The sequence below is a fragment of the Klebsiella sp. Q11 genome, assembly GCF_964241505.1.
GTDB lineage: Bacteria > Pseudomonadota > Gammaproteobacteria > Enterobacterales > Enterobacteriaceae > Klebsiella > Klebsiella michiganensis.
Genome location: NZ_CAXSXW010000009.1, coordinates 227,991 through 252,999 on the forward strand (window position 1 = coordinate 227,991; position 25,009 = coordinate 252,999).

The 25,009-nt window shown below is 54.1% G+C and carries 31 protein-coding genes; 15 read left to right on the plus strand and 16 right to left on the minus strand.

All coding sequences use genetic code 11. The annotated features are described in order from the left end of the window. Nucleotides 1–24: 24 nt before the first annotated feature. Nucleotides 25–654: a 23S rRNA (uridine(2552)-2'-O)-methyltransferase RlmE gene (rlmE, locus tag ACESQ2_RS17010; protein ID WP_004106110.1), complete on the minus strand. Its 630-nt coding sequence runs from the start codon at nucleotides 652–654 to the stop codon at nucleotides 25–27. A 124-nt stretch (nucleotides 655–778) separates the two neighbouring features. Between rlmE and yhbY the strand changes: the two genes are divergently transcribed. Further along, nucleotides 779–1,072, plus strand: coding sequence for a ribosome assembly RNA-binding protein YhbY (gene yhbY, locus ACESQ2_RS17015; RefSeq protein WP_004139797.1), 294 nt, complete (start codon nucleotides 779–781; stop codon nucleotides 1,070–1,072). Nucleotides 1,073–1,224: 152 nt separating this feature from the next. Here yhbY and greA read toward each other — a convergent pair whose 3' ends face one another. Further along, the gene (greA, locus tag ACESQ2_RS17020) at nucleotides 1,225–1,701 is read right to left on the minus strand and encodes a transcription elongation factor GreA (RefSeq protein ID WP_004854554.1); all 477 of its coding nucleotides are present in this window, start codon (nucleotides 1,699–1,701) and stop codon (nucleotides 1,225–1,227) included. A 234-nt stretch (nucleotides 1,702–1,935) separates the two neighbouring features. On the opposite strand from greA, the gene dacB reads away from it, so the two are divergent. Continuing rightward, nucleotides 1,936–3,369, plus strand: coding sequence for a serine-type D-Ala-D-Ala carboxypeptidase (dacB, locus tag ACESQ2_RS17025; protein WP_004854556.1), 1,434 nt, complete (start codon nucleotides 1,936–1,938; stop codon nucleotides 3,367–3,369). Between the two features lie 45 nt (nucleotides 3,370–3,414). Here the strand turns inward: dacB and cgtA are convergent, their stop codons facing one another. The 4 genes from cgtA to rplU form a co-directional block, all read right to left on the minus strand. Beyond that, entirely contained in the window at nucleotides 3,415–4,587 is a 1,173-nt protein-coding gene (cgtA, locus tag ACESQ2_RS17030; RefSeq protein ID WP_046878320.1) for an Obg family GTPase CgtA, read from the minus strand. Nucleotides 4,588–4,602: 15 nt separating this feature from the next. Then, nucleotides 4,603–5,568 carry a DMT family transporter gene (locus ACESQ2_RS17035; RefSeq protein ID WP_014226981.1) on the minus strand — a complete coding sequence of 322 codons (966 nt, stop codon included), beginning with the start codon at nucleotides 5,566–5,568 and terminating at the stop codon, nucleotides 4,603–4,605. Between the two features lie 95 nt (nucleotides 5,569–5,663). After that, nucleotides 5,664–5,921, minus strand: coding sequence for a 50S ribosomal protein L27 (rpmA, locus tag ACESQ2_RS17040; protein ID WP_003861831.1), 258 nt, complete (start codon nucleotides 5,919–5,921; stop codon nucleotides 5,664–5,666). 19 nt (nucleotides 5,922–5,940) lie between these two features. Continuing rightward, entirely contained in the window at nucleotides 5,941–6,252 is a 312-nt protein-coding gene (gene rplU, locus ACESQ2_RS17045; RefSeq protein WP_004106123.1) for a 50S ribosomal protein L21, read from the minus strand. Nucleotides 6,253–6,512: 260 nt separating this feature from the next. On the opposite strand from rplU, the gene ispB reads away from it, so the two are divergent. Then, nucleotides 6,513–7,484 (plus strand): octaprenyl diphosphate synthase, encoded by a 972-nt coding sequence (ispB, locus tag ACESQ2_RS17050; RefSeq protein ID WP_004854564.1) that lies wholly within the window; start codon nucleotides 6,513–6,515, stop codon nucleotides 7,482–7,484. A gap of 199 nt (nucleotides 7,485–7,683) precedes the next feature. Next, nucleotides 7,684–7,956 (plus strand): DNA-binding transcriptional regulator SfsB, encoded by a 273-nt coding sequence (sfsB, locus tag ACESQ2_RS17055; protein WP_004854566.1) that lies wholly within the window; start codon nucleotides 7,684–7,686, stop codon nucleotides 7,954–7,956. 55 nt (nucleotides 7,957–8,011) lie between these two features. Here the strand turns inward: sfsB and murA are convergent, their stop codons facing one another. The 7 genes from murA to mlaF all read right to left on the minus strand — a co-directional run bounded on the left by murA (nucleotide 8,012) and on the right by mlaF (nucleotide 12,818). Further along, nucleotides 8,012–9,271: a UDP-N-acetylglucosamine 1-carboxyvinyltransferase gene (gene murA / locus ACESQ2_RS17060; RefSeq protein ID WP_004854569.1), complete on the minus strand. Its 1,260-nt coding sequence runs from the start codon at nucleotides 9,269–9,271 to the stop codon at nucleotides 8,012–8,014. 54 nt (nucleotides 9,272–9,325) lie between these two features. Then, nucleotides 9,326–9,580, minus strand: a complete 255-nt coding sequence (gene ibaG / locus ACESQ2_RS17065; protein ID WP_004106141.1) for a BolA family iron metabolism protein IbaG — start codon at nucleotides 9,578–9,580, stop codon at nucleotides 9,326–9,328. A gap of 135 nt (nucleotides 9,581–9,715) precedes the next feature. Then, complete coding sequence (gene mlaB / locus ACESQ2_RS17070) at nucleotides 9,716–10,006, minus strand: lipid asymmetry maintenance protein MlaB (protein WP_004854573.1); 291 nt, start codon at nucleotides 10,004–10,006, stop codon at nucleotides 9,716–9,718. Further along, nucleotides 10,006–10,641, minus strand: a complete 636-nt coding sequence (gene mlaC / locus ACESQ2_RS17075; protein WP_004125682.1) for a phospholipid-binding protein MlaC — start codon at nucleotides 10,639–10,641, stop codon at nucleotides 10,006–10,008. The genes mlaB and mlaC overlap by 1 nt, the downstream gene beginning before the upstream one ends. An 18-nt stretch (nucleotides 10,642–10,659) precedes the next feature. Further along, nucleotides 10,660–11,211 (minus strand): outer membrane lipid asymmetry maintenance protein MlaD, encoded by a 552-nt coding sequence (mlaD, locus tag ACESQ2_RS17080; protein ID WP_014226983.1) that lies wholly within the window; start codon nucleotides 11,209–11,211, stop codon nucleotides 10,660–10,662. Between the two features lie 4 nt (nucleotides 11,212–11,215). Next, on the minus strand, nucleotides 11,216–11,998 hold the full coding sequence (mlaE, locus tag ACESQ2_RS17085; protein ID WP_004125690.1) for a lipid asymmetry maintenance ABC transporter permease subunit MlaE: 783 nt from the start codon (nucleotides 11,996–11,998) through the stop codon (nucleotides 11,216–11,218). Between the two features lie 7 nt (nucleotides 11,999–12,005). Next, nucleotides 12,006–12,818 carry a phospholipid ABC transporter ATP-binding protein MlaF gene (mlaF, locus tag ACESQ2_RS17090; RefSeq protein WP_004125691.1) on the minus strand — a complete coding sequence of 271 codons (813 nt, stop codon included), beginning with the start codon at nucleotides 12,816–12,818 and terminating at the stop codon, nucleotides 12,006–12,008. Between the two features lie 209 nt (nucleotides 12,819–13,027). Between mlaF and ACESQ2_RS17095 the strand changes: the two genes are divergently transcribed. From ACESQ2_RS17095 to npr, 11 genes are all read left to right on the plus strand, one after another. Then, complete coding sequence (locus ACESQ2_RS17095) at nucleotides 13,028–14,005, plus strand: calcium/sodium antiporter (RefSeq protein WP_004854581.1); 978 nt, start codon at nucleotides 13,028–13,030, stop codon at nucleotides 14,003–14,005. Continuing rightward, nucleotides 14,002–15,006, plus strand: a complete 1,005-nt coding sequence (gene kdsD / locus ACESQ2_RS17100; RefSeq protein WP_160741439.1) for an arabinose-5-phosphate isomerase KdsD — start codon at nucleotides 14,002–14,004, stop codon at nucleotides 15,004–15,006. Before ACESQ2_RS17095 ends, kdsD begins: the two co-directional genes overlap by 4 nt. Before the next feature lie 14 nt (nucleotides 15,007–15,020). Continuing rightward, nucleotides 15,021–15,587, plus strand: coding sequence for a 3-deoxy-manno-octulosonate-8-phosphatase KdsC (gene kdsC, locus ACESQ2_RS17105; RefSeq protein WP_004854584.1), 567 nt, complete (start codon nucleotides 15,021–15,023; stop codon nucleotides 15,585–15,587). After that, on the plus strand, nucleotides 15,584–16,159 hold the full coding sequence (lptC, locus tag ACESQ2_RS17110; protein ID WP_004854587.1) for an LPS export ABC transporter periplasmic protein LptC: 576 nt from the start codon (nucleotides 15,584–15,586) through the stop codon (nucleotides 16,157–16,159). The genes kdsC and lptC overlap by 4 nt, the downstream gene beginning before the upstream one ends. Then, nucleotides 16,128–16,673, plus strand: a complete 546-nt coding sequence (lptA, locus tag ACESQ2_RS17115) for a lipopolysaccharide ABC transporter substrate-binding protein LptA (protein ID WP_004125703.1) — start codon at nucleotides 16,128–16,130, stop codon at nucleotides 16,671–16,673. Before lptC ends, lptA begins: the two co-directional genes overlap by 32 nt. Before the next feature lie 6 nt (nucleotides 16,674–16,679). Further along, nucleotides 16,680–17,405: an LPS export ABC transporter ATP-binding protein gene (gene lptB / locus ACESQ2_RS17120; RefSeq protein ID WP_004125705.1), complete on the plus strand. Its 726-nt coding sequence runs from the start codon at nucleotides 16,680–16,682 to the stop codon at nucleotides 17,403–17,405. Between the two features lie 47 nt (nucleotides 17,406–17,452). After that, nucleotides 17,453–18,886, plus strand: a complete 1,434-nt coding sequence (rpoN, locus tag ACESQ2_RS17125) for an RNA polymerase factor sigma-54 (protein ID WP_025108150.1) — start codon at nucleotides 17,453–17,455, stop codon at nucleotides 18,884–18,886. A 22-nt stretch (nucleotides 18,887–18,908) separates the two neighbouring features. Beyond that, nucleotides 18,909–19,196 (plus strand): ribosome hibernation promoting factor, encoded by a 288-nt coding sequence (hpf, locus tag ACESQ2_RS17130; RefSeq protein WP_004106167.1) that lies wholly within the window; start codon nucleotides 18,909–18,911, stop codon nucleotides 19,194–19,196. A gap of 65 nt (nucleotides 19,197–19,261) precedes the next feature. Continuing rightward, nucleotides 19,262–19,750: a PTS IIA-like nitrogen regulatory protein PtsN gene (gene ptsN, locus ACESQ2_RS17135; RefSeq protein ID WP_004854593.1), complete on the plus strand. Its 489-nt coding sequence runs from the start codon at nucleotides 19,262–19,264 to the stop codon at nucleotides 19,748–19,750. A gap of 45 nt (nucleotides 19,751–19,795) precedes the next feature. After that, nucleotides 19,796–20,650 carry an RNase adapter RapZ gene (rapZ, locus tag ACESQ2_RS17140; RefSeq protein ID WP_004106169.1) on the plus strand — a complete coding sequence of 285 codons (855 nt, stop codon included), beginning with the start codon at nucleotides 19,796–19,798 and terminating at the stop codon, nucleotides 20,648–20,650. Then, nucleotides 20,647–20,919, plus strand: coding sequence for a PTS phosphocarrier protein NPr (gene npr / locus ACESQ2_RS17145; RefSeq protein WP_004106170.1), 273 nt, complete (start codon nucleotides 20,647–20,649; stop codon nucleotides 20,917–20,919). Before rapZ ends, npr begins: the two co-directional genes overlap by 4 nt. 51 nt (nucleotides 20,920–20,970) lie before the next feature. Here npr and mtgA read toward each other — a convergent pair whose 3' ends face one another. From mtgA to arcB, 3 genes are all read right to left on the minus strand, one after another. Next, complete coding sequence (mtgA, locus tag ACESQ2_RS17150) at nucleotides 20,971–21,696, minus strand: monofunctional biosynthetic peptidoglycan transglycosylase (RefSeq protein WP_014226984.1); 726 nt, start codon at nucleotides 21,694–21,696, stop codon at nucleotides 20,971–20,973. Then, nucleotides 21,693–22,346, minus strand: coding sequence for an isoprenoid biosynthesis glyoxalase ElbB (gene elbB, locus ACESQ2_RS17155; RefSeq protein WP_014226985.1), 654 nt, complete (start codon nucleotides 22,344–22,346; stop codon nucleotides 21,693–21,695). Before elbB ends, mtgA begins: the two co-directional genes overlap by 4 nt. Nucleotides 22,347–22,580: 234 nt before the next feature. Beyond that, nucleotides 22,581–24,920, minus strand: coding sequence for an aerobic respiration two-component sensor histidine kinase ArcB (arcB, locus tag ACESQ2_RS17160; protein WP_014226986.1), 2,340 nt, complete (start codon nucleotides 24,918–24,920; stop codon nucleotides 22,581–22,583). Nucleotides 24,921–25,009 lie beyond the last annotated feature (89 nt).

The following is a 25,009-nucleotide window of genomic DNA, read 5'->3' on the forward strand; positions in this document are numbered from 1 at the left end:
AAACTTTCGTTTGAAATCTGCCGGTTATGGTTTACGCCCGGTCGCTACAATATACACTTCACGCGAACGGGCGCGAGAAGAGTCCGGCTTACGAACTTTGACCTTCGTAAACAGGGAGCGAATCTCTCTTAGATACTCATCGAAGCCTTCGCCCTGGAACACCTTCACTACAAAACTACCACCTGGCGCTAATACATCACGAGCCATTCCAAGCGCCAGTTCCACCAGATACATGGCCCGGGGAATATCCACCGCCGGTGTTCCACACATATTTGGCGCCATATCGGACATGACAACTTGTACTTTACTGTCACCTACACGCTCAAGTAACGCTTTCAGGACTAATTCATCACGAAAGTCGCCCTGAAGGAAGTCCACACCAACGATTGGATCCATAGGTAAAAGATCGCAAGCAATGATGCGGCCGCTGTTACCGATCTGCGTAACCGCGTATTGCGACCAGCCACCGGGTGCAGCGCCGAGGTCAACTATCGTCATCCCCGGTTTAAAAATCTTGTCACTTTGCTGTATTTCATCAAGTTTAAACCAGGCACGGGAACGTAACCCCTTTTTCTGTGCCTGCTGAACATATTTATCGCTAAAGTGTTCCTGAAGCCAACGACTTGAGCTGGCAGAACGCTTTTTACCTGTCATTTAACATTCCCATTTCGGGTTCATCGTACTTCGCGACGTAAAAATCGACGCGGTAGTTTGGCGATATATGGGAGATGGCGGTAGAATGAACCGTTTTCAATCCCAACGTAAGCAAAAAAATACGATGAATCTGAGTACTAAACAAAAACAGCACCTGAAAGGTCTGGCACATCCGCTCAAGCCGGTAGTTATGCTTGGCAACAATGGTTTGACCGAAGGGGTACTGGCCGAGATTGAACAAGCGTTAGAGCACCATGAACTTATCAAGGTGAAGATCGCCTCGGAAGATCGCGAAACTAAAACCTTGATCGTGGAAGCTATCGTGCGCGAAACCGGCGCCTGTAATGTACAGGTCATCGGTAAAACGCTGGTTCTGTACCGCCCAACTAAAGAGCGTAAAATCTCGCTGCCACGCTAAGAATATCCTGGTTATCGACACAACTTTGTGTAAATCGAGGGTTTTCTGCGGGTAGACGAGCAAAATGCCATGCTCCGGACGCTGATAAAAGGCCGCTACGCGGCCTTTTTCCTTTCTTTACAATCCATCAACATCGTAGCGTTAAATTCGAATTAAAGGTACTCAACCTTAAGAATTTCGAATTCGACTTCCCCGCCCGGTGTACGGATAACCACCACATCGTCCTGCTCTTTGCCGATTAAACCACGTGCAATCGGCGAGTTTACAGAAATCAGATTTTGCTTAAAATCGGCCTCGTCATCGCCAACGATACGATAAGTTTGCTCTTCATCCGTATCGAGATTCAGAACGCTGACCGTCGAACCAAAAATCACCCGGCCATTGTTGGGCATTTTGGTGATATCGATGACCTGCGCGTTCGACAGCTTCGCTTCGATATCCTTAATGCGACCTTCACAGAAGCCCTGCTGTTCACGGGCAGCATGGTACTCAGCATTTTCTTTCAGATCGCCGTGCTCGCGGGCCTCAGCGATGGCTGCGATGATTTCAGGACGACGTACGGACTTCAGGAAATCCAGTTCTTCGCGCAGTTTTTCAGCGCCACGTAAGGTCATCGGAATAGCTTGCATTTGTTATACCTCTTTTTCATTCCTTCATGGAGCAGACAACGCCGCTCCGCAGCCGGTCAAGACTTGAGCAGGGCCGGAGCAAAAGAAAACCGACCCGGAAAGTCATCCCCAGGCCAGCAGCAATTTTCAATTTGATACGTATTTTACCCTGAAGTTCACTATGGGTCATCGTTTACTTTACAGGGCGATGCACCGTAGTATGACGGACTGGTTTCAGGTTGTTAGCGCGAGATTATGCGATTTTCCAGATTTATCATCGGATTGACTGCCGGTATAGCGCTTAGCGCTCAGGCGGCGAATATTGACGAGTACATCAATCAGCTTCCTGCGGGCGCAAACCTTGCCTTTATGGCGCAGAAGGTGGGATCCCCGACGCCGGAGATAGACTACCATAGCCAGCAGATGGCGCTCCCCGCCAGCACCCAAAAAGTGATAACCGCGCTTGCCGCGCTGCTGCAGCTGGGTCCGGACTTCCGCTTCACCACGACGCTGGAAACGAAAGGCAGCCTCGATGGCGGCGTCCTGAAAGGCGACCTCATTGCGCGCTTTGGCGGCGATCCTACCCTCAGGCGTCAGGATATTCGTAATATGGTGGCCACGCTGAAGAAAGCAGGCGTCCAGCGAATTGAAGGTAATGTGCTGATCGATACCTCCATCTTCGCCAGCCATGACAAAGCGCCTGGCTGGCCATGGAACGATATGACGCAGTGCTTTAGCGCCCCGCCGGCGGCGGCGATTGTCGATCGGAACTGCTTCTCCATCTCGCTCTATAGCGCGCAAAAGCCGGGCGATCTGGCGTTTATTCGCGTGGCGTCTTACTACCCGGTGACCATGTTCAGCCAGGTGCGTACGCTGCCCCGGGGCTCTTCTGAAGCCCAGTACTGTGAGCTTGACGTGGTTCCCGGCGACCTGAACCGTTACACCCTGACCGGCTGTCTGCCGCAGCGCAGCGAGCCGCTGCCGCTGGCTTTTGCCATTCAGGATGGCGCCAGCTACGCCGGTGCGATTCTGAAAGCTGAGCTGACCGACGCCGACATCACCTGGAGCGGTACGCTGCTGCGCCAGACGCTGGCAAACGATCCGGGTACCGTCCTGGCAAGTACACAATCTGCGCCGCTGCACGATCTGCTGCGTATTATGCTGAAAAAATCGGACAACATGATCGCCGATACGGTATTCCGCACCATTGGGCACGCTCGCTTCAGCGTACCGGGTACCTGGCGAGCCGGTTCCGATGCGGTACGGCAGATCTTACGTCAGCAGGCCGGCGTCGATCTCGGGAATACCATCATTGCCGATGGCTCAGGTCTGTCGCGCCATAACCTCATCGCACCCGCGACGATGATGCAGGTGCTGCAGTACATCGCCCAGCACGATAATGAACTCAACTTTATCTCGATGCTGCCTCTGGCCGGCCATGATGGTTCTCTGCAGTACCGCGCAGGCCTGCATCAGGCAGGTGTCGATGGCAAAGTCTCGGCGAAAACGGGCTCACTGCAGGGGGTGTATAACCTGGCCGGTTTCATCACGACGGCCAGCGGGCAGAAGATGGCGTTCGTGCAATACCTGTCTGGCTACGCCGTGCCTCCGGCCGACCAGCGTAATCGCCGCATTCCACTGGTGCGGTTCGAAAGCCGATTGTACAAAGACCTCTATCAGAACAACTAAAGCAAAAGGGCCGCATCATTGGCGGCCCTTTTCGTTTGTTCAGGATTAACGTTTGTAGATGAATTCGACGCCTTCTTCGTCGTCTTCGTCCCAATCATCATCCCAGTCTTCATCATCTTCCACTTCAGCTTCTTCAAGCTGCTGGCGGTGATAGTCGTCCCACATAAACTCGACTTTTTCGGCAGGCTTCGCTTCTTCCGCATGCACAATCGGGTTTTCGATGATAAAGGTCATCACGTCCCAGCACAGGTCTTTTACGCCCTGCTGGCTGGCCGCCGAAATCAGGTAGAACTTATCTTCCCAGCCCAGCGCCTGCGCGATAGCTTTCGCTTTCGCTTCCGCCTCAGCTTTGTCCATCAGGTCAATCTTGTTAAAGACCAGCCAGCGCGGCTTAGAAGCCAGTTTCTCACTGTATTTTTCCAGCTCACCGATAATAATCCGCGCGTTCTCCACCGGATCGGAACCATCAATCGGCTCGATATCGATGAGATGCAGCAGCACGCGGCAGCGCTCCAGGTGCTTCAGGAAGCGAATACCGAGACCCGCGCCTTCAGCGGCGCCTTCAATCAGCCCCGGGATATCCGCCACCACGAAGCTCTTCTCGTTGTCCATACGCACCACGCCGAGGCTCGGCACCAGCGTAGTAAACGGATAGTCAGCGACTTTAGGCTTCGCGGCGGAAACGGCACGAATAAAGGTCGATTTACCCGCATTCGGCATTCCCAGCATGCCGACGTCCGCCAGCAGCATCAGCTCCAGCTGCAGATCGCGCTTATCGCCCGGCGTTCCCATCGTCTTTTGACGTGGAGTACGGTTAACGGACGATTTGAAACGGGTGTTACCCAGACCGTGCCAGCCGCCTTTGGCGACCATCAGGCGCTGACCGTGCCTGGTCATATCACCCATCGTCTCACCGGTGCCCTGATCGATGACGCGAGTCCCTACCGGTACCTTCACCGTTACGTCTTTACCGCGTTTACCGGTACAGTCACGGCTCTGACCGTTCTGCCCGCGCTCAGCGCGGAAAGACTTCTCAAAACGGTAGTCGATCAGGGTGTTGAGGTTTTCGTCCGCCTCAAGCCAGACGTCGCCGCCGTCACCGCCGTCACCGCCGTCCGGGCCGCCTCTCGGGATATATTTTTCGCGGCGGAAGCTAACGCAACCATTGCCGCCATCGCCTGCTACGACCAGGATCGTTGCTTCATCAACAAACTTCATTTTACTCTCCGTAAATCATTCGCCTGAGCGGGGGAGCGGCACAACCGCTTCTCGCTTACGCCATCGTCCCCAAAGACGATGACCGACGGCGGAATACATCGCGCCCGCAACCACGACAAACGCACCGAGATAACCCATCAGGTTCAACAGCGGTCTGGCGAAAACGTCGGGCCAGGCCAGTGATAATAAATCTGAAAACAGCAGCGTAAACAGCGGCGTTAAGGTAATCAACGCGCTCACCTGCGCCGCCTGCCAGCGCGCCATCGCTTCCGCCAGGGCGCCGTAGCCGACCAGCGTATTGAGCCCGCAAAAAACCAGACAGGCCAGCTGCCAGTCGCTTAATGCCAGCACCTGCGAAGGCTTCGCTAATGGCAATAGCGATATCGTACATAAAGTGTACAGCAAAAAAAGGATTTGCTGTGATGCCAGACGGCGCAATAACACCTTTTGCGCGACGCCGTAGCACACCCACACCGTCGCCGCCCCTACGCCGAAAATTACCCCCCACGTATAGTCCGTCAGGCGGGTAAAAATCTCGATCAGGCTGGTGTTAAAAAACATCACCAGACCGCTCACCAGCATCAGCGCTCCCACAACCTGAGTGCCGCGCATTTTCTCTTTAAGGACAAAAACGCTGGCCACCATCATGCCGACCGGAGACAGCTGGCCAATCACCTGGGAAGCGGTGGGGCTGAGATATTGCAAGGAAGAACTAAACAGAATGAAGTTACCGAACAAACCCGCTGTCGCAATGACCAGCAGTACCAACCACCGCGGCTTGCGAAAAATCCGCAGCGGGGGCAGCTTTCTTTTCATGGCGAGGATAGCGCCAAGACCAAAACTTGCCATCAAAAAGCGGTAAAACACCACCGTCGGCGGTTCCATCACTTCAAGAACCTGCTTCATTGCTATCGGCAGGGCACCCCAGCACATCGCCGTGGTGAGCGCTAAAATAATGCCGATGCCGGCCTGCTGCTTCATGCCCGTTTTCCCTGCAGAAAATTTTCCGGGGTTTCAATGTAAAAAGCCCCGCAACACGTTGCGGGGCTTTAATCCGTTACCGGACCACGAAAAACTTACTCAGCAACGATGCTGATGTATTTACGGTTGTTCGGGCCTTTAACTTCGAATTTCACTTTACCGTCTGCTTTAGCAAACAGAGTGTGGTCACGACCGCAACCTACGTTAGTGCCAGCGTGGAATTTGGTACCACGTTGACGAACGATGATGCTACCCGCCAGAACGGATTCGCCACCGAAACGCTTAACGCCCAGGCGTTTAGCTTCTGAATCGCGACCGTTACGAGTTGAGCCGCCAGCCTTTTTATGTGCCATTTAAATCTCTCCTCAGGTCTTAGGCGCTGATGCCAGTAATTTTCACATCAGTGAACCACTGACGATGGCCCTGCTGCTTACGGTAGTGTTTACGACGACGAAACTTAACGATTTTAACTTTCTCGCCACGACCGTGTGCAACAACTTCAGCTTTGATTACGCCGCCCTCAACGAAAGGAACGCCGATTTTAATTTCTTCACCGTTTGCGATCATCAGCACTTCTGCGAACTCAACAGCTTCGCCAGTTGCGATGTCCAGCTTTTCCAGGCGAATGGTTTGACCTTCGCTTACTCGGTGTTGTTTACCACCACTTTGGAAAACCGCGTACATATAAAACTCCGCTTCCGCGCACCTCTTCGTATGATTCAGAGTGCGCTATAAATATTCACAATAGGGCGCGAATATTACGCAAAACGCGAGCCTTTGACAAGAGCGATCAGCGATCAACGCAGAAAAAAAACACAACTTTCACTCCAGCGTTTAACTACGGCAATTTTTCAGTACAATCATAGCTTCTTTTAATTCTATCTTAATCCTTCTGTGATCCCATTCGGATACGCGGTAACAGGACATTTGGCCCGGCTTTTGCGATGAATTTAGAAAAAATCAATGAGTTAACCGCGCAGGATATGGCGGGCGTCAATGCGACAATTCTTGAGCAACTCGACTCTGATGTTCAGCTTATCAATCAGTTAGGCTATTACATTGTTAGCGGAGGCGGTAAACGCATTCGCCCGATGATTGCCGTACTGGCCGCGCGTGCCGTTGGATATCAGGGAAACGCTCACGTCGCCATTGCCGCGCTGATCGAATTTATCCATACCGCCACCCTGCTGCATGATGATGTCGTCGATGAGTCTGATATGCGCCGGGGAAAAGCCACCGCAAACGCCGCTTTTGGCAATGCGGCTAGCGTGCTGGTCGGTGATTTTATCTACACCCGCGCCTTTCAGATGATGACCAGCCTTGGGTCATTGAGAGTGCTGGAAGTGATGTCGGAAGCCGTTAACGTCATTGCCGAAGGCGAAGTCCTGCAGCTGATGAACGTTAACGACCCGGATATCACTGAAGAAAACTACATGCGGGTCATTTACAGCAAGACCGCACGTTTGTTTGAAGCCGCAGCCCAGTGCTCCGGCATTCTGGCCGACTGCAGCGCGGAACAAGAGAAAGCGTTACAGGACTACGGACGCTATCTGGGTACCGCTTTCCAGCTGATCGACGATCTGCTTGACTACAGTTCAGACGGTGAGCGTCTGGGTAAAAACGTCGGCGACGATCTGAATGAAGGCAAACCCACCCTTCCGCTGCTGCATGCTATGCAACACGGCAACGCAGAACAGTCCGCCATGATCCGTGGGGCGATTGAGCAGGGTAATGGCCGTCATCTTCTCGACGCCGTACTGGAAACGATGGCAACCTGCGGCTCGCTGGAATGGACCCAAAAACGCGCGGAGGAAGAGGCTGATAAAGCGATTGCCGCGCTTCAGGTCCTTCCCGATTCTCCGTGGCGTGAAGCGCTAATCGGTCTTGCCCACATCGCTGTGCAACGCGATCACTAACCCTCCTCTATGCTTTCCCGCGCAAACCGCGGGAAAGTTCCAGTAAGCGTCAAAAAAAACCAAGATCCAGCCGTATCCCTTGATATATTCCTAATATCAAATCCATTAAAAGAACTTGTTAGAACATTACTGGAACCCGCGGTATAGTCATTTTGTCGTCCATTAAGGACGCCAGGCATGTTTATTACCAGGAGAATTTATGGATAAGTTCATCGACTGGCATCCGGCGGATATTATTGCCGGATTACGCAAAAAAGGGACGTCGCTGGCAGCTGAATCGCGGCGTAATGGTTTAAGTTCTTCAACGCTCGCCAATGCGCTGACCCGGCCCTGGCCCAAGGGCGAGCTGATTATTGCTAACGCGCTGGAAACCGATCCGTGGGTAATATGGCCATCGCGCTATCACGATCCCCATACCCATCAGTTTATCGACAGAACGCAAATGATGCGCCCAAGGAAGAACAACAAGTAAAGCGAGGTTGCAGACAACAGCCCCCGGACAAACGTCAGAGGGCTGCTGCTACGGCTTATTCGCCTTTGACGCGTTCGATATTCGCACCAAGCGCCTGAAGCTTGTCTTCGATACGTTCGTAGCCGCGGTCAATGTGGTAAATACGATCGACAATCGTCGTACCTTCCGCAATACAGCCCGCCAGTACCAGGCTGGCTGACGCACGCAGATCCGTCGCCATCACCTGGGCGCCAGAAAGCTGCTTCACGCCGTGGCAAATCGCCGTATTGCTTTCGATTTCCGCATGCGCGCCCATACGGATCAGTTCCGGGATATGCATGAAACGGTTTTCGAAGATCGTCTCGGTGATCACGCCGGTGCCCTCGGCAACCAGATTCAGCAAGGTGAACTGAGCCTGCATGTCGGTCGGGAAGCCTGGGTGTGGGGCAGTACGCACGTTGACGGCCTTCGGACGATTGCCGTGCATGTCCAGGCTAATCCAGTCTTCGCCCGTTTCGATATCCGCACCGGCGTCGCGTAGCTTGGCCAGAACCGCATCAAGGGTATCCGGCTGGGCATTGCGGCACAGGATCTTACCGCCAGAAATCGCCGCCGCCACCAGGAACGTCCCGGTTTCAATACGATCCGGCAGAACGCGGTAGACGCCGCCGCCGAGGCGCGCTACGCCTTCGATGGTGATACGATCGGTACCCTGACCTTTGATCTTCGCACCCAGCGTGTTGAGAAAGTTCGCGGTATCGACAATTTCCGGCTCGCGCGCGGCGTTTTCGATAACGGTCGTACCTTCCGCCAGCGTCGCAGCGCTCATGATGGTCACGGTAGCGCCAACGCTGACCTTATCCATCACAATATGCGCGCCTTTCAGACGTCCATTAACCGACGCCTTGACATAACCTTCTTCCAGCTTGATTTCCGCACCCAGCTGCTCAAGGCCGGTAATGTGTAAATCAACGGGGCGCGCGCCGATGGCGCAGCCGCCGGGAAGAGAAACCTGCCCCTGGCCAAAACGCGCCACCAGCGGTCCCAGCGCCCAAATAGACGCGCGCATGGTTTTGACGAGGTCATACGGAGCACAGAAAACGTCGACCGGGCCGGCATCGATCCATACGGAGCCGTTGCGCTTAACGTTCGCGCCCAGCTGGCTCAGCAGCTTCATGGTGGTATCGATGTCTTTCAGCTTCGGTACGTTTTGGATCTCAATCGGCTCTTCGGCTAATAGCGCGGCAAAGAGGATTGGCAGGGCGGCGTTTTTCGCGCCGGAAATGGTGACCTCGCCCTGAAGACGAGTTGGCCCCTGAACACGGAATTTATCCATTGATTCTGTTCTCTGTTAAGAATTCACATACGCTGCGGGGAACATCCCCACAGCTTATAAGCCATTAAGTTTGCGGTCTCGCGCCCACTCCTGCGGAGTAAACGCTTTAATCGACAGAGCATGGATGCGGTTATCGGCAATATATTCCATCAGCGGGGCATAGATAGCCTGTTGCTTCTTGACCCGACTCATGCCGTCGAACATCTCACCCACAGCAATAACCTGAAAGTGGCTGCCATCGCCAGAGACGTGGACTTCCTGAAGGGAGAGTGCGTTCATCAGCACGGTCTGAATTTCATGATTTTCCATGGGCTACATTTATCTGATAGTGAAAACAGCCCAACATCTTAGAGGAAAGTGGCGCCGTCTTAAACAAGCAAAAAGCCCCATCGAAAAGTTTGATGGGGCTTTCAGAATAGCTTCAGCACTAAGGCACTGAAAAAGTTATGGGATCATATCAGCAGGAAGGTTATACAACCTGACCAGGGTTTGCAGATTTTCACTCTTCCCGGTCAATTTAGCCTCCCCACCCTGCCGACGAATCAGTGCGATAAAATGCACTAATAGCGCCAGCCCGGCGGTGTCCACGCGGGTCACGGCGCTCAGGTCGATGGCAGACACGCCATCCGTCGCCTGCGCGCGCGCTTCCCACAGCGGGACCAGAAGATCCTGGTCCAGCTCTCCGCGCAGCGCCAGCGTCTCACCATCGCGAGCCCAGCTCAGCTGCCCGGTCATTATTTTTTCTGTTCCAGAGTAATCGGCTGCGCTGAGCTTGCCTTCAGCTGCGCCGTCAGACCATCAACGCCTTTAGTACGCAGCAGATCGCTCCACTCGTTTTGTTTAGTGGTGATCATGCTCACCCCTTCCGCAATCATGTCGTACGCCTGCCAGTTACCGGTCTGGGTATTTTTACGCCACTGGAAATCCAGGCGCACCGGCGGACGGCCATTCGGATCAAGGATGGTGACGCGGATAGGAACAATGGTCGCGCTGCCCAACGGCTGCTCAGGGGCAATCTGATAGGTCTGACCGTGATACATCGCCAGCGCCTGGCCATAGGCCTGCTTCAGATATTCGCGGAAGGCGGCAAAATAGGCTTCACGCTGCGCCGGGGTCGCTTCTTTGTAATAACGACCTAACACCAGCGCGCCGGCGTATTTCACCTGAACATAGGGCAGCAGTTCCTGATCGACGATATCGCGCAGGTAGTTCGGATTAGCCTGAATCTTCGGCTGCTCGTTCTTGAGGCGATCGAAGGTTTTCTGCGCCGCTTCGTCCATCAGCTTGTACGGATTGGACTGATCCGCGGCGGTGGCCGCAGTCAAAGGTGCAATCACCAGCATGGCGACCATTAGTAAGCGTTTAAACATATCTTAACTCTCCTGAAATTAGTGCGTCGTGCCGGCTGGCGGCGTAGCGTCAGTATGACTCTCTCCAGCAGCCTGTTCATCGCCAGAATTCTTATTGTCGCTACCTTTACTGTTATAAAGGAACTGGCCTATCAAATCTTCCAGCACCATTGCGGATTTGGTGTCCTGAATGGTACCGCCATCTTTAAGGATAGTGGTTCCCAGCTCAGGATCTTCAAACCCGATATTCATCGCCAGGTACTGTTCGCCCAGCAGACCGGAAGTTCGGATCGCCAGCGAGCTGGTATCCGGAATATGGTTGTAGCGCTCATCAATATCGAGCGCGACGCGAGGCAGGTAGGTCTTAGGATCGAGCGTAATATCCGCCACACGTCCAACGACAACGCCGCCAATCCGCACCGGAGAGCGCGCTTTGAGACCGCCGATATTGTCAAAAGTGGCATAGAGCCGATAAGTCGGTTCGGTACGTAAAGAGGTTACGTTTGCCGCCTTCAGGCAGACAAACAGCGCGGCCAGCAGCGCAACCAGTAAAAACACCCCTACCCAGATTTCATTTTTTCTCGTTTGCATGAACTCAATTCCCAAACATCAGCGCAGTCAGCACAAAATCCAGCCCCAGAACCGCCAGCGACGCATGCACCACGGTACGCGTCGTCGCCCGGCTAATCCCGGCGGAAGTGGGGATAGCGTCATAACCGTTAAATAACGCGATCCATGTTACCGTAATGGCGAAAACCAGGCTCTTAATCAGGCAGTTAACCAGATCCATCCGCCAGTCAACGGCATTTTGCATCGCGCTCCAGAAGAAGCCGCCATCGATGCCCTTCCAGCTGACACCAACCAGCGAGCCGCCCCATACGCCGACCGCCACAAAAATAATCGTTAACAACGGCAGTGAAATCACCCCCGCCCAGAAACGCGGAGAGATCACGCGGCGAAGCGGGTCGACCGCCATCATCTCCATACTGGAGAGCTGTTCCGTTGCGCGCATCAGGCCAATTTCAGCAGTCAGCGCCGAGCCGGCACGCCCGGCAAACAGCAGCGCGGCGACCACCGGCCCCAGCTCACGCAGCAGCGACAGCGCCACCAGCATGCCCAGACTGGTTTCGGCGCTATAGGTGGTCAACACCAGATAGCCCTGCAGACCCAGCACCATACCGATAAACAGCCCCGATACAATGATGATCAGCATCGATAGCACGCCAACGTTGTATAGCTGACGCACCAGCAGCGGCGCATGCTTGCGAAACTCAGGCTTGCCCACAACCGCGTTGAAGAGCATTAATCCAGCACGCCCGAACGTCGCGATAGTTTTTATACCGCGATGCCCAAGCGCGGCTAGCGCATTTAACAACATGAGTCGCTTAACTCCCTTTGCCCAATAAATCATGATGATAATCCCCCGCCGGATAGCGGAACGGCACCGGGCCGTCGGCGATACCATCAATGAACTGACGGACCCGAGGGTCGGCATTTTCACGCAGCGACTGCGCGCTCCCATGCGCTACGACCTTTTTGTCCGCCACGATATATGCAAAGTCCGCGATGCTGAGCACCTCCGGCACATCATGCGAAACCACGATACAGGTGACACCCAGGGTGCTATTGAGTTCAGAAATCAGCTTCACCAGCACCCCCATCGTAATGGGGTCCTGCCCGACAAAGGGCTCATCGAACATGATTAAATCAGGTTCGAGCGCAATCGCCCTCGCCAGGGCGGCACGGCGCGCCATGCCGCCGGAAAGCTCAGAAGGCATCAGCTTCGCGGCTCCGCGTAGCCCAACGGCTTCCAGCTTCATCATCACCGTGGTGTGCAGCAGCGCTTCCGGCAAACGCGTATGCTCGCGCAGCGGATAAGCGACGTTATCGAACACATTCAGATCGGTGAACAGCGCGCCGGACTGAAACAGCATGCTCATGCGCTTGCGGACGGTATACAGGCGCGAACGCGACATCTGCGGTACGTTTTCACCATCAAACAGGATCTCGCCTTTATCGGGCGGGATTTGACCGCCGATGAGACGTAACAGGGTGGTTTTGCCGATCCCTGATGGCCCCATTATCGCGGTGATCTTGCCGCGGGGTACCGATAGCGAGATATCATCGAAGATCACGCGATCGCCCCTCGAGAAGCGAATACCGCGCACTTCGACTAGATTCGCCGAACTCTGGCTCATAAAATCATCCTTACTAGACACCCGTCGGGCTAAGCATGGCGCTTTCTTTCACCACAAACCCAACATTTTTACAGAATCTTACCCGCCCGGGTTAGCGAAAGCTGGCATTTGTTTTACTTTTGGCACACATAAAGTCAAAATTAAGAATTCGTTACGCTGCCTACGGACGGCCAGCGAGGCGACGATTATACCTGAAGAAAGGACTTTAGATGCTCTTAGCGACGGCTCTGTTAATTATTGGTTTATTGCTGGTTGTCTACAGCGCCGATCGTCTGGTCTACGCCGCTTCAATACTCTGCCGTATGCTGGGGATCCCTCCCCTGATTATTGGCATGACGGTAGTCAGCATCGGTACCAGTTTGCCGGAAGTGATTGTTTCCGCCGCCGCTTCCCTGCATGGGCAAACCGATCTGGCGATCGGCACCGCTCTCGGATCGAATATCACCAATATCCTGCTGATCCTCGGCCTCACCGCGCTGTTTCAACCTTTTACCGTGCATTCTGATATCCTGCGCCGCGAATTGCCGTTAATGTTGCTGGTCAGTTTACTGGCAGGTTTTGTGCTGTACGACGGCCAGCTTACGCGGATAGACGGCCTTTTTTTGCTGGCGCTGGCCATACTGTGGCTGCTGTTTACCCTTAAAATTGCCCGCCTTGCGGAACGCCAGGGTAACGACAGCCTGACCCGTGAACAGCTGGCGGAGCTGCCGCGAGAAGGCTCGCTTCCCGTCGCGCTGCTCTGGTTGGGCGTCGCGATGATTGTGATGCCGATGGCTACGCGGATGGTGGTCGATAACGCCACGGTGCTGGCAAACTTTTTTGCTATCAGCGAACTGACCGTCGGCTTAACGGTCGTCGCTATCGGCACCAGCCTGCCCGAACTGGCCACGGCCATCGCCGGAGCGCGAAAAGGCGAAAATGACATCGCTATCGGCAATATCATTGGCGCTAATATTCTTAATATTGTACTGGTCCTCGGGCTCCCCGCGCTGATTGCGCCAGGCACTTTTGCCGCCGAGGCCTTTACCCGCGATTATGGCGTCATGCTGCTGGTCAGCCTGATCTTCGCCGCGCTGTGCTGGCGCCGTAAGCAGCAGCCCGGTCGCCTTGCCGGTGCCCTGCTGCTGGGTGGTTTTGTGCTTTGGTTAGCGATGCTGTACTGGACAGCGCCGCTCTTCGTTGAATGATTCGGGATAACATTATGTCGCAAATAGATTTGCCAGCGGATTTTGACTTTCAACGGGCAGGCCGCGAGGTTCTGGACATTGAACGTGAAGGTCTGGCCCAGCTCGATCAATACATTAATGAAGATTTTACCCGTGCCTGTGAGACCATTTTCCGCTGTACCGGTAAAGTTGTGGTGATGGGAATGGGGAAATCCGGCCATATCGGGCGAAAAATGGCAGCCACTTTCGCCAGTACCGGAACGTCATCTTTCTTCGTTCATCCCGGTGAAGCCGCGCACGGCGATTTAGGCATGGTAACTCCATGCGACGTGGTGATCGCGCTATCCAACTCGGGCGAGTCAAATGAAATCCTCGCCCTGATTCCGGTGCTTAAGCGCCAGCAGGTGGCGCTGATTTGTATCACCAGCCGACCGGAAAGCAGCATGGCGCGCGCGGCGGATATTCATCTGTGCGTGAAGGTGCCCAAAGAGGCCTGCCCGTTAGGGCTGGCCCCCACGTCAAGCACCACCGCCGCGCTGGTCATGGGCGATGCCCTTGCCGTAGCGCTGCTGGAAGCCCGCGGTTTTACCGCTGAAGATTTTGCGCTATCGCACCCTGGCGGCGCTCTGGGTCGTAAGCTACTGCTGCGGGTCAATGATATCATGCACACCGGCGATGAAATTCCGCACGTTGGCCTGGAGGCCACGCTCCGCGATGCGTTGCTGGAAATCACGCGCAAAAATTTAGGCATGACCGCCATTTGCGATGATGAAATGAATATCATCGGCATCTTCACCGATGGCGATCTGCGCCGCGTATTTGATACCGGCATTGATATGCGTAACGCCAGTATTGCCGAAGTGATGACGCGAGGCGGAATCCGCATCCGTCCCGGCACGCTGGCCGTTGATGCGCTGAACCTGATGCAGTCCCGTCATATCACCTGCGTGCTGGTTGCTGATGGCGACCGTCTGGTAGGTGTGATACATATGCACGATCTCCTGCGCGCGGGCGTAGTGTAAGTAAGGAAAAAATAATGAATAATGCTGATGCCCTGATAGCGACCTGCTACGGGCCGGTAAGCCAGGACTTTCTTGACCGGGCGGCGAAGATCCGTTTATTGATACTTGATGTAGACGGCGTTTTGTCCGACGGTCTTATCTATATGGGTAACAACGGCGAAGAGCTGAAGGCGTTTAACGTGCGCGACGGCTACGGTATCCGCTGCGCCCTGACTTCAGATATTGAAGTGGCGATAATTACCGGGCGAAACGCTAAACTGGTGGAAGATCGCTGCCAAACGCTGGGCATTACGCATCTCTACCAGGGGCAGTCGGATAAGCTGCTGGCGTTTCGTGAACTACTCAATAAACTGGCCGTTAGCGCGGATGAAGTCGCTTATATTGGCGACGATCTGATCGACTGGCCGGTGATGGCTGAAGTGGGTTTAAGCATAGCGGTAGCCGATGCGCATCCGCTGCTGCTCCCGCGCGCGGATTACGTTACTCGTATCAACGGGGGTCGCGGAGCGGTACGCGAAGTGTGCGATTTGCTACTATTGGCGCAGGGCAAGCTGGATGAGGCCAAAGGGCAATCTATATGAGTAAAACCAGACGTTGGGTTATCATTTTACTGTCGCTGGTCGCGCTGATCCTGATCGGCCTGAACCTGGCGAGTACGGACGATACCACCCAGCAAGCGATCAATCCTGACGATCCAACGTATACCAGCGAGCATACTGATACCGTCGTGTATAGTCCCGAAGGGGCGCTTAACTACCGGCTCATCGCGGAACACGTGGAGTATTTTTCCGAACAGCAGCTCTCGTGGTTCACAAAACCGGTGATGACCACCTTTGATACCAATAAAGTACCAACCTGGTCTATCAAAGCGGATAAAGCTAAGTTGACGAATGACCGCATGCTGTATCTTTACGGGCACGTTGAGGTAAATGCGCTGACGGCGGATTCTCAACTGCGCAAAATTACGACGGATAACGCCCAGATAAACCTGGTGACGCAGGATGTTACCTCCGATGACATGGTGACGTTGTACGGAACAACATTTAATTCCAGCGGCCTGAAAATGCGCGGGAACCTGCGCAGTAAAAATGCCGAGCTGATTGAAAAGGTTAGAACCTCATATGAAATTCAGAACAAACAAACTCAGCCTTAAGATTGCGCTCGCCAGCGCCTTACTGGCCGCCAGCCTGTCGGCACAGGCAAAGACAGGTGATACCGATCAGCCGATTCACATTGAATCCGATCAGCAGTCGCTGGATATGCAGGGCAACGTCGTCACCTTTACGGGGAATGTTGTCGTCACTCAGGGAACGATCAAAATCAACGCCGACAAAGTTGTTGTGACCCGTCCGGGTGGAGAGAAAGGCAAAGAGGTTATTGATGGCTACGGTAACCCGGCCACCTTCTACCAGATGCAGGACAACGGTAAGCCGGTAAAAGGCCGCGCGTCGAAAATGCATTATGAACTGCAAAACGACTTTGTCGTCCTGACCGGCAATGCGCATCTGGAACAGATCGATAGCAATATCCAGGGCGACAAAATCACTTACCTGGTGAAAGAGCAAAAAATGCAGGCCTTCAGCAATAAAGGCGGGCGCGTGACCACGGTTCTGGTTCCTTCGCAGCTGCAGGACAAGGGTAGCGATCAGTCAAAGAAGGGTAAGTAATTCGTTATGGCAACATTAACTGCAAAGAATCTTGCTAAAGCCTATAAAGGCCGCCGCGTTGTAGAAGACGTCAGCCTGACCGTGAATTCGGGCGAGATTGTTGGTCTGCTCGGTCCGAACGGTGCCGGTAAAACCACCACGTTCTATATGGTCGTTGGTATCGTACCGCGCGACGCCGGCAACATTATCATCGATGATGAAGATATCAGCCTGCTGCCCCTGCACGCGCGCGCGCGTCGCGGAATCGGCTATTTGCCGCAGGAGGCCTCCATATTCCGCCGCCTGAGCGTTTACGATAACCTGATGGCGGTACTGCAGATTCGCGACGACCTGAGCAACGAGCAGCGTGAAGACCGGGCGAAAGAGCTGATGGAGGAGTTTCACATTGAGCATCTGCGCGATAGCCTCGGCCAGGCGCTCTCCGGTGGTGAACGCCGCCGCGTCGAGATCGCCCGCGCGCTGGCCGCTAACCCGAAATTTATCCTGCTGGATGAACCCTTCGCCGGCGTGGACCCCATCTCCGTCATTGATATCAAACGCATTATTGAACACCTGCGCGACAGCGGTCTTGGCGTCCTGATAACCGACCATAACGTCCGGGAAACGCTGGCCGTGTGTGAGCGTGCTTATATCGTCAGCCAGGGCCACCTGATAGCTCACGGTACGCCACAGCAAATCCTTGAAGACGAGCAGGTTAAGCGCGTGTATCTTGGGGAAGACTTCAGACTCTGATAGGGTAGAGGTTACAGACGTTTTAGCCGGAGATATTGGCCCTGAATATGAAGCAAGGTTTGCAATTAAGGCTAAGCCAACAGCTTGCCATGACGCCACAACTGCAGCAGGCGATTCGTCTACTGCAGCTGTCCACGTTAGAACTCCAGCAAGAACTCCAGCAGGCGCTGGACAGCAACCCGTTGCTGGAGCAAACCGATCTTCACGATGAGGTAGAAACCAAAGAGGCCGAAGATCGTGAGTCTCTGGATACCGTCGATGCCCTTGAGCAGAAAGACATGCCCGAAGAGCTGCCGCTTGATGCCAGCTGGGATGAGATTTACACCGCCGGAACGCCGTCAGGCAACGGCGTTGATTACCAGGATGATGAACTGCCCGTCTACCAGGGCGAGACCACGCAAAGCCTGCAGGATTATCTGATGTGGCAGGTTGAACTGACGCCCTTCACCGATACCGATCGCGCGATCGCGACCTCTATCGTCGATGCCGTTGATGATACTGGCTACCTGACCGTTCCTGTCGAAGACATCGTGGAAAGTATTGGCGATGATGAAATCGGGCTTGAAGAAGTAGAAGCGGTTCTCAAGCGCATTCAGCGTTTCGATCCCGTCGGCGTAGCGGCAAAAGATTTACGCGATTGCCTGCTGGTTCAGCTTTCACAGTTTGCCAAAGAGACGCCGTGGATTGATGAAGCTCGCCTGATCATCAGCGAACACCTTGATCTGCTTGCCAATCACGACTTCCGTAGCCTGATGCGCGTGACCCGCCTCAAAGAAGACGTGCTAAAGGAAGCGGTAAATCTGATCCAATCGCTGGATCCGCGCCCGGGCCAGTCGATCCAGACTGGCGAGCCAGAATATGTCATTCCTGACGTTCTGGTGCGTAAAGTGAACGATCGTTGGGTCGTTGAGCTCAATTCAGATAGCCTTCCGCGCCTGAAGATCAACCAGCACTATGCCGCCATGGGTAACAGTACGCGCAATGACGCTGACGGCCAGTTTATCCGCAGCAACCTGCAGGAAGCGCGCTGGCTTATCAAGAGCCTCGAGAGCCGCAACGACACCCTTCTGCGCGTCAGCCGCTGCATTGTCGAACAGCAGCAGGCTTTTTTTGAACAAGGTGAAGAGTTTATGAAACCGATGGTGCTGGCGGACATCGCTCAGGCCGTCGAAATGCATGAATCCACCATTTCACGCGTTACTACGCAAAAATACCTGCACAGTCCGCGCGGTATTTTTGAGCTGAAGTATTTCTTCTCCAGCCATGTGAACACCGAAGGCGGCGGCGAAGCATCGTCGACGGCCATTCGTGCGCTGGTGAAGAAATTAATCGCCGCGGAAAACCCCGCGAAACCATTGAGTGACAGTAAGCTCACCACCCTGCTATCCGATCAGGGTATTATGGTGGCGCGGCGAACCGTTGCTAAGTACCGAGAGTCTTTATCCATTCCGCCGTCAAATCAGCGTAAGCAGCTGGTTTGACCCAACCGATAAGGAAGACACTATGCAGCTCAACATTACAGGACACAACGTTGAAATAACCCCCGCGATGCGCGATTTCGTTACCGCGAAGTTCAGCAAACTGGAGCAGTTTTTCGACAGGATCAACCAGGTCTACATTGTGTTAAAAGTGGAGAAGGTGACGCAAATAGCGGACGCCAATCTGCATGTCAACGGTGGTGAAATCCATGCCAGTGCGGAAGGGCAGGATATGTATGCTGCGATCGATGGTCTTATCGATAAGCTGGCAAGACAGCTAACAAAACATAAAGATAAACTGAAACAACACTAATTGTCCGGGCAATAGCCTACGCCAACCGCCCGCAGGCGGTTGGCCAGGAGAGCTCAGGTGAAATTATGATAAATAACGATTCGGCTCTACAACTGAGCAATGTCCTTAACCAGGAATGTACCCGTAGCCAGGTTCACTGCCAGAGCAAAAAACGCGCGCTGGAAATCATCAGCGAGCTGGCGGCAAAGCAGTTAGGCTTACCGCCCCAGATCGTCTTCGAGGCGATCCTCACCCGTGAGAAAATGGGCAGTACCGGGATTGGCAACGGTATTGCGATCCCACACGGTAAACTCGAAGAGGATACGCTGCGGGCCGTGGGCGTTTTTGTTCAGTTGGAAACCCCAATTGCCTTCGATGCTATCGACAATCAACCCGTCGATCTGCTGTTTGCCCTTCTTGTCCCGGCCGATCAAACTAAAACGCATCTGCATACGCTCTCGCTGGTGGCGAAACGTCTGGCAGATAAAACTATTTGCCGCCGCCTGCGCGCTGCGCAAAGTGATGAAGAGCTGTATGAAATCATTACTGAAGCGGGAAGTAATAATGAGGCGTAACGGAAGTCGCACCTTACTCTTTTTCGTACTGAGGAGAAACGGTACATGGTACTGATGATCGTCAGCGGCCGTTCAGGGTCGGGGAAATCCGTCGCCCTGCGAGCGCTGGAAGATATGGGTTTTTACTGCGTCGATAACCTGCCGGTTGTGCTGTTGCCCGAGCTGGCGCGCTCGCTCGCCGACAGAAACATCTCGGCAGCCGTCAGCATTGACGTGCGTAACATGCCCGAGTCGCCGGAAATCTTCGAGCAGGCGATGAAAAATCTGCCCGCAGAATTTTCACCTCAGCTGCTGTTCCTGGATGCCGATCGTAACACCCTGATTCGCCGCTACAGCGACACGCGTCGTTTACATCCTCTGTCCAGTAAAAACCTGTCGCTGGAAAGCGCCATCGATGAAGAGAGCGACCTGCTGGAGCCTCTGCGTTCCCGCGCCGACCTGATCGTCGATACCTCAGAAATGTCGGTGCATGAGCTGGCAGAAATGCTGCGCACGCGTTTATTAGGCAAACGCGAGCGCGAACTGACGATGGTGTTTGAATCCTTTGGCTTTAAGCACGGTATACCTATCGATGCCGACTACGTTTTTGACGTGCGCTTTCTGCCGAACCCGCACTGGGATCCGAAGCTTCGTCCCATGACCGGCCTCGATAAGCCCGTTGCCGCCTTCCTCGACCGGCACACGGAAGTTCACAATTTTATCTACCAGACCCGCAGCTATCTTGAGCTATGGTTACCTATGCTGGAGACCAATAACCGCAGCTATTTGACGGTGGCCATTGGTTGTACCGGTGGTAAACACCGTTCGGTTTACATCGCCGAACAGCTGGCTGACTACTTCCGCTCGCGCGGTAAGAACGTGCAGTCTCGTCATCGGACGCTGGAAAAACGCAAATCATGACCGTTAAGCAAACCGTTGAAATCACCAATAAGCTGGGCATGCACGCTCGCCCGGCGATGAAGCTGTTTGAATTAATGCAGAACTATGATGCCGAGGTGCTGCTGCGTAATGATGAAGGTACCGAAGCGGAAGCAAATAGCGTGATTGCGCTGCTGATGCTCGATTCAGCTAAAGGGCGTCAGATCGAGATTGAAGCCAACGGCCCACAGGAAGTGGAGGCGCTGGCAGCGGTTATCGCGCTGTTCAACGCCGGGTTTGATGAGGATTAGCTTTCATTCCCCGGTGGCAGCGTGCCTTCCGGGTTACCGGTTGTGAAATCATCAATGCAGCTTATTCGCCTGCATAAACCCTTCCCCACCTAACTGCCTCATCTGGCGCAGGATCCACGCCTGACGGCTGCGAACATAACCCGATGGCGCATCGGCGCGGAAGCGTATTGGGTTAGGCAGCACCGCAGCGAGCAGCGCGGCTTCGGAAGCCGTCAGTTTACTAGCCGGTTTGTGAAAATAGCGCTGCGACGCGGCTTCAACGCCAAACGTCCCCTCACCAAATTCAGCAATATTGAGATAGACCGTGAGGATCCGCTTTTTACTCCATACCGTCTCAATGCCGACGGTCAGTCCCGCCTCCAGCCCTTTTCTCAGCCAGCTGCGGCCGTCCCACAGAAACAGGTTTTTTGCCGTCTGTTGCGACAGGGTTGAGGCGCCGCGAATGCGGTTCTCATTGCGTTCATTATGCGCCAGCGCCTTCTCAATGGCCGTGACGTCAAATCCCCAGTGTTCCGGGAATTTCTGATCTTCTGCGGCAATAACCGCCAGCCCCATCCACGGCGAAATTTCATCCATGTCCACCCAGTCGGAATGGGCGAGGTAATGAAAATCCCCTGAAAGCCAGGCGCCGACCTGTCGCTCCAGCATCACCGCCGAAAAAGGAACAGGTACGAAGCTAAACAGGGCAATCCCGCCGCCCCAGAGCACCGCACAAGCCAACAATAGCCTCAGCACAAAGCGCTTAATTAACCGCAACGGCGAAAAGCGAAATGTCATGCCGTCAGAACCAATACGCGAGAGACCAGTTTTTCAATGCCGCTCGCCGCTTCGGCGATGTTCTGCGCCAGCATATACGCGGGGGTCGTCACCACTTTGTTGTCTTCATCCACCACAATATCGTCGACCGGGCAAGGCACGTGTTCAGCCCCCATCTCTTCAACCGCGTCGGCAGTATCAAGATCGGTACCAATGGTCACGCGTAGCGGTATAGCAAATATTTTCGGCAACAGTGCCGGAGCGATACAGATAAAGCCCAACGGTTTACCCGCCTGATGCATCGCCAGCGCCAGCGCCTTGAGATCGCGATCGACTTCACATTCGCTCCCCTGTGAAGCAAAGCTGCTGAGGTTCTTTGCTGCACCAAAACCGCCGGGGACGATCAGCGCATCCAGCGCATCCGCTCGGGCATTGGCCAAAGGCTGAATCTCTCCGCGTGCGATACGCGCCGCTTCCACGAGCACATTACGGCTTTCCGCCTGCGCTTCACCGGTCAGGTGATTGATAACATCGGTTTGCACTTTATCTGGCGCATAGCAGATGGCCTGAGCGCCGCTGCGGGCTATTGCCAGCAGAGTAATGACGGCTTCATGAATTTCACTTCCGTCATAAACGCCGCAGCCGCTCAGCACCACACCAATTTTCTTCATCACATCAGCCCCTTAGTACAAGTTTATGAAAGCAGTCAAAAATTTTGAATTACTCGCTATGCTTCACATATTTTACTGTTTCATGTAACAAACTATTTAAGGTTTGCTATCTTAATGAGCGAGTAAGCCAAATCCTCAGGTTGCGCCGTGTAAAAAAATCACTCAAATGATTCTGGCGTAACGACCAGTTCCCTGGTGTTGGCGCAGTATTCGCGCACCCCGGTTTATCCGGGGTCATTTTTTATCTGCCGCCGCGACCCACGCTTTCAGCACCGCGACATCGTTTTGCCACTCTGATTTCATCTCTTCAACCCATTCACCCACGTTATCCGACCACGCAGGTAAATCCGGCGTTTGAATCTGCTGCCCTAACTGCTGGATATGGCGCAAACCGATTGAGCCCGCAGCCCCTTTAATCTTATGCCCCTCATCGACAATGCCTTTCTGGTCGCGAGCGGTTAAATTGGATTCCAGGACTGCCAGGTAGCCCGGCATCATTCTTTCAAAAACGGCCAGACCGTCATTAATCAGCTTCGGCCCTACCAGTTCGATATACTGCTCAAGCATCGGAATATCCAGTACAGAAGCCGATTTACTGCTATCTACAGATGGCATTGCATTCTCCTCTTCTTCCGGCGCATCCCAGAATTTTTTGATAATCGCGGTTAATGCCGGAACCGATAATGGCTTACTAAGAACATCATCCATTCCCGCATCCAGATACTCATTCTTGTTCTTCAGCACGTTAGCGGTAAGCGCCACCAGCGGCGGGAGCTCATCGGCGGCAAAGCGTTGTTTCAGCTGACGAGAAATATCGAGTCCAGTCATATCCGGCAGCTGAATATCAAGCAGAACCAGATCGTACTCGCCGGGTACAAACATCTCCAGCGCAGCCTTGCCGGTCATCGCCACATCCACGCTGTTGCCCAGCTTCTCCAGTACCGAGCGCGCCACGATCACGTTGAGCTCAATATCTTCCACCAGCAGCACGTTCAGCGCAGGTAATGGCATTTCATCTTCTGCCAGCGTGTCCTCGACCTCTTCAGCTACGGCCGGAGCGTGTACGGTAAGCGTAAAAGTCGCGCCTTTACCCGGGAGGCTGGTAACGCAAATATCACCGCCCATATTCCTCGCCAGGCGCCGCGATACGGCGAGGCCGATGCCGGTGCCCGTCGCTGGCTTGCCGCCCTGGCTATCTTTCACCTGGTAATACATGGCGAAAATTTTATCCTGTTCCGCTTCAGGGATGCCAATCCCTGAATCTTCTACTTCAAAGTGCAGGATATCGCCTTCGTCATAGCGCACGCGGACGTTCACATTCCCGCCTTGCGGAGTAAATTTCACGGCATTACTAATAAGATTCCACAAGATTTGGCGCAAACGCGTTCCGTCGGTGATCACTTTATGCGGCAGCGGAAGCGTGGGGTCCAGCACAAAATGCAGGCCTTTCTGCTGCGCCTGCAGGCCGGAGAGGTTTTCCAGGTCGGCCAGGAAGCCGGTAAAGTCCACCGGCTGGTTATCCAGCTGAATTTTACGCCGCTCCATCTTATCCATCTCAATAATATCATTGAAGATATTACCCAGCGTTACCGCTGAGACGTGGATGGTTTTCAGGTATCTTTCCTGTTCATCGGTAAGATCGGTATCCAGAAGGATTCGGCTAAGGCCTACGATGCCGTTAAGCGGCGTACGCAGCTCGTGGCTGATCGTTGAGATAAAGGTGGTCTTATCACGGCTGGCCCGCTCCAGCGCGTCCTGATAGCGCTTACGCTCCGTAATATCGCGGCCAAACCCCATCAGGCCGCGCCGCTTACCGACGCGGTCATAATAAGGCACTTTGCGGATTTCAAAGCAGGCCTTGCGCCCGTCCGGATAATCCAGCCACTGCTCGTAGGTGAGCGATACGTTATGGCGGAAGACTTTCTCATCCGTCTCCAGCACTTTCTCCGCCACCTCTTCGCTGTAAACATCCTGCGGCTTAAGATGAATAAGCTGCTTTTCACTTTTACCGGTCAACAGTTCCATCGCTCGGTTACAGCCAGAAAACTCTTTATCTTCATTACGATAGAAAACCAGGTCCGGAGAGGCATCCAGGAAGGAGCGCAAGAAGGAGGATTGCTGTTCCAGCTGAATTTGCGCCTCTTCACGCTCTTTCATCTCAATTTTCAGCTGCTCAAGCGTCGTTTCACGTTCCGCTTCCGCCTTTTCACGTTCGCCGATTTCCTGATTAAGCTGGGCGATGTTGTCCTTAAGCTGCACATTCAGCTTGAGATCGCGTTCGCGCATCTCCTCCAGTTTCTCCACCAGCCTCGAGAGGCGCTGCCGGGACTCTTCCAGCTGCTCAACCACCACCGACAGGAAATAGACCGCCCACGGGGTAATCAGCAAACCAAAGAAGATGGAGCGGATCACATCAATACTTTCCACCTGGCCGTGCAGCACCATCGTCACGGCCATCTGCACAACGATCGCCAGCACCACCAGCGCAAAGGCCAGCAGCATTGAAAAGCGCACCAGACCCAGCTTCATCATCAGGTCAACATAATACTGCGCCAGCATACGGATTTGCTTCATAAGGGATTCCTTCGCGACAACTTCGCACAATAATACTCAATTCTGAGCAAGACGCTGTAAGTTGTGCCAAAAATGCGGGAAGGATTGTA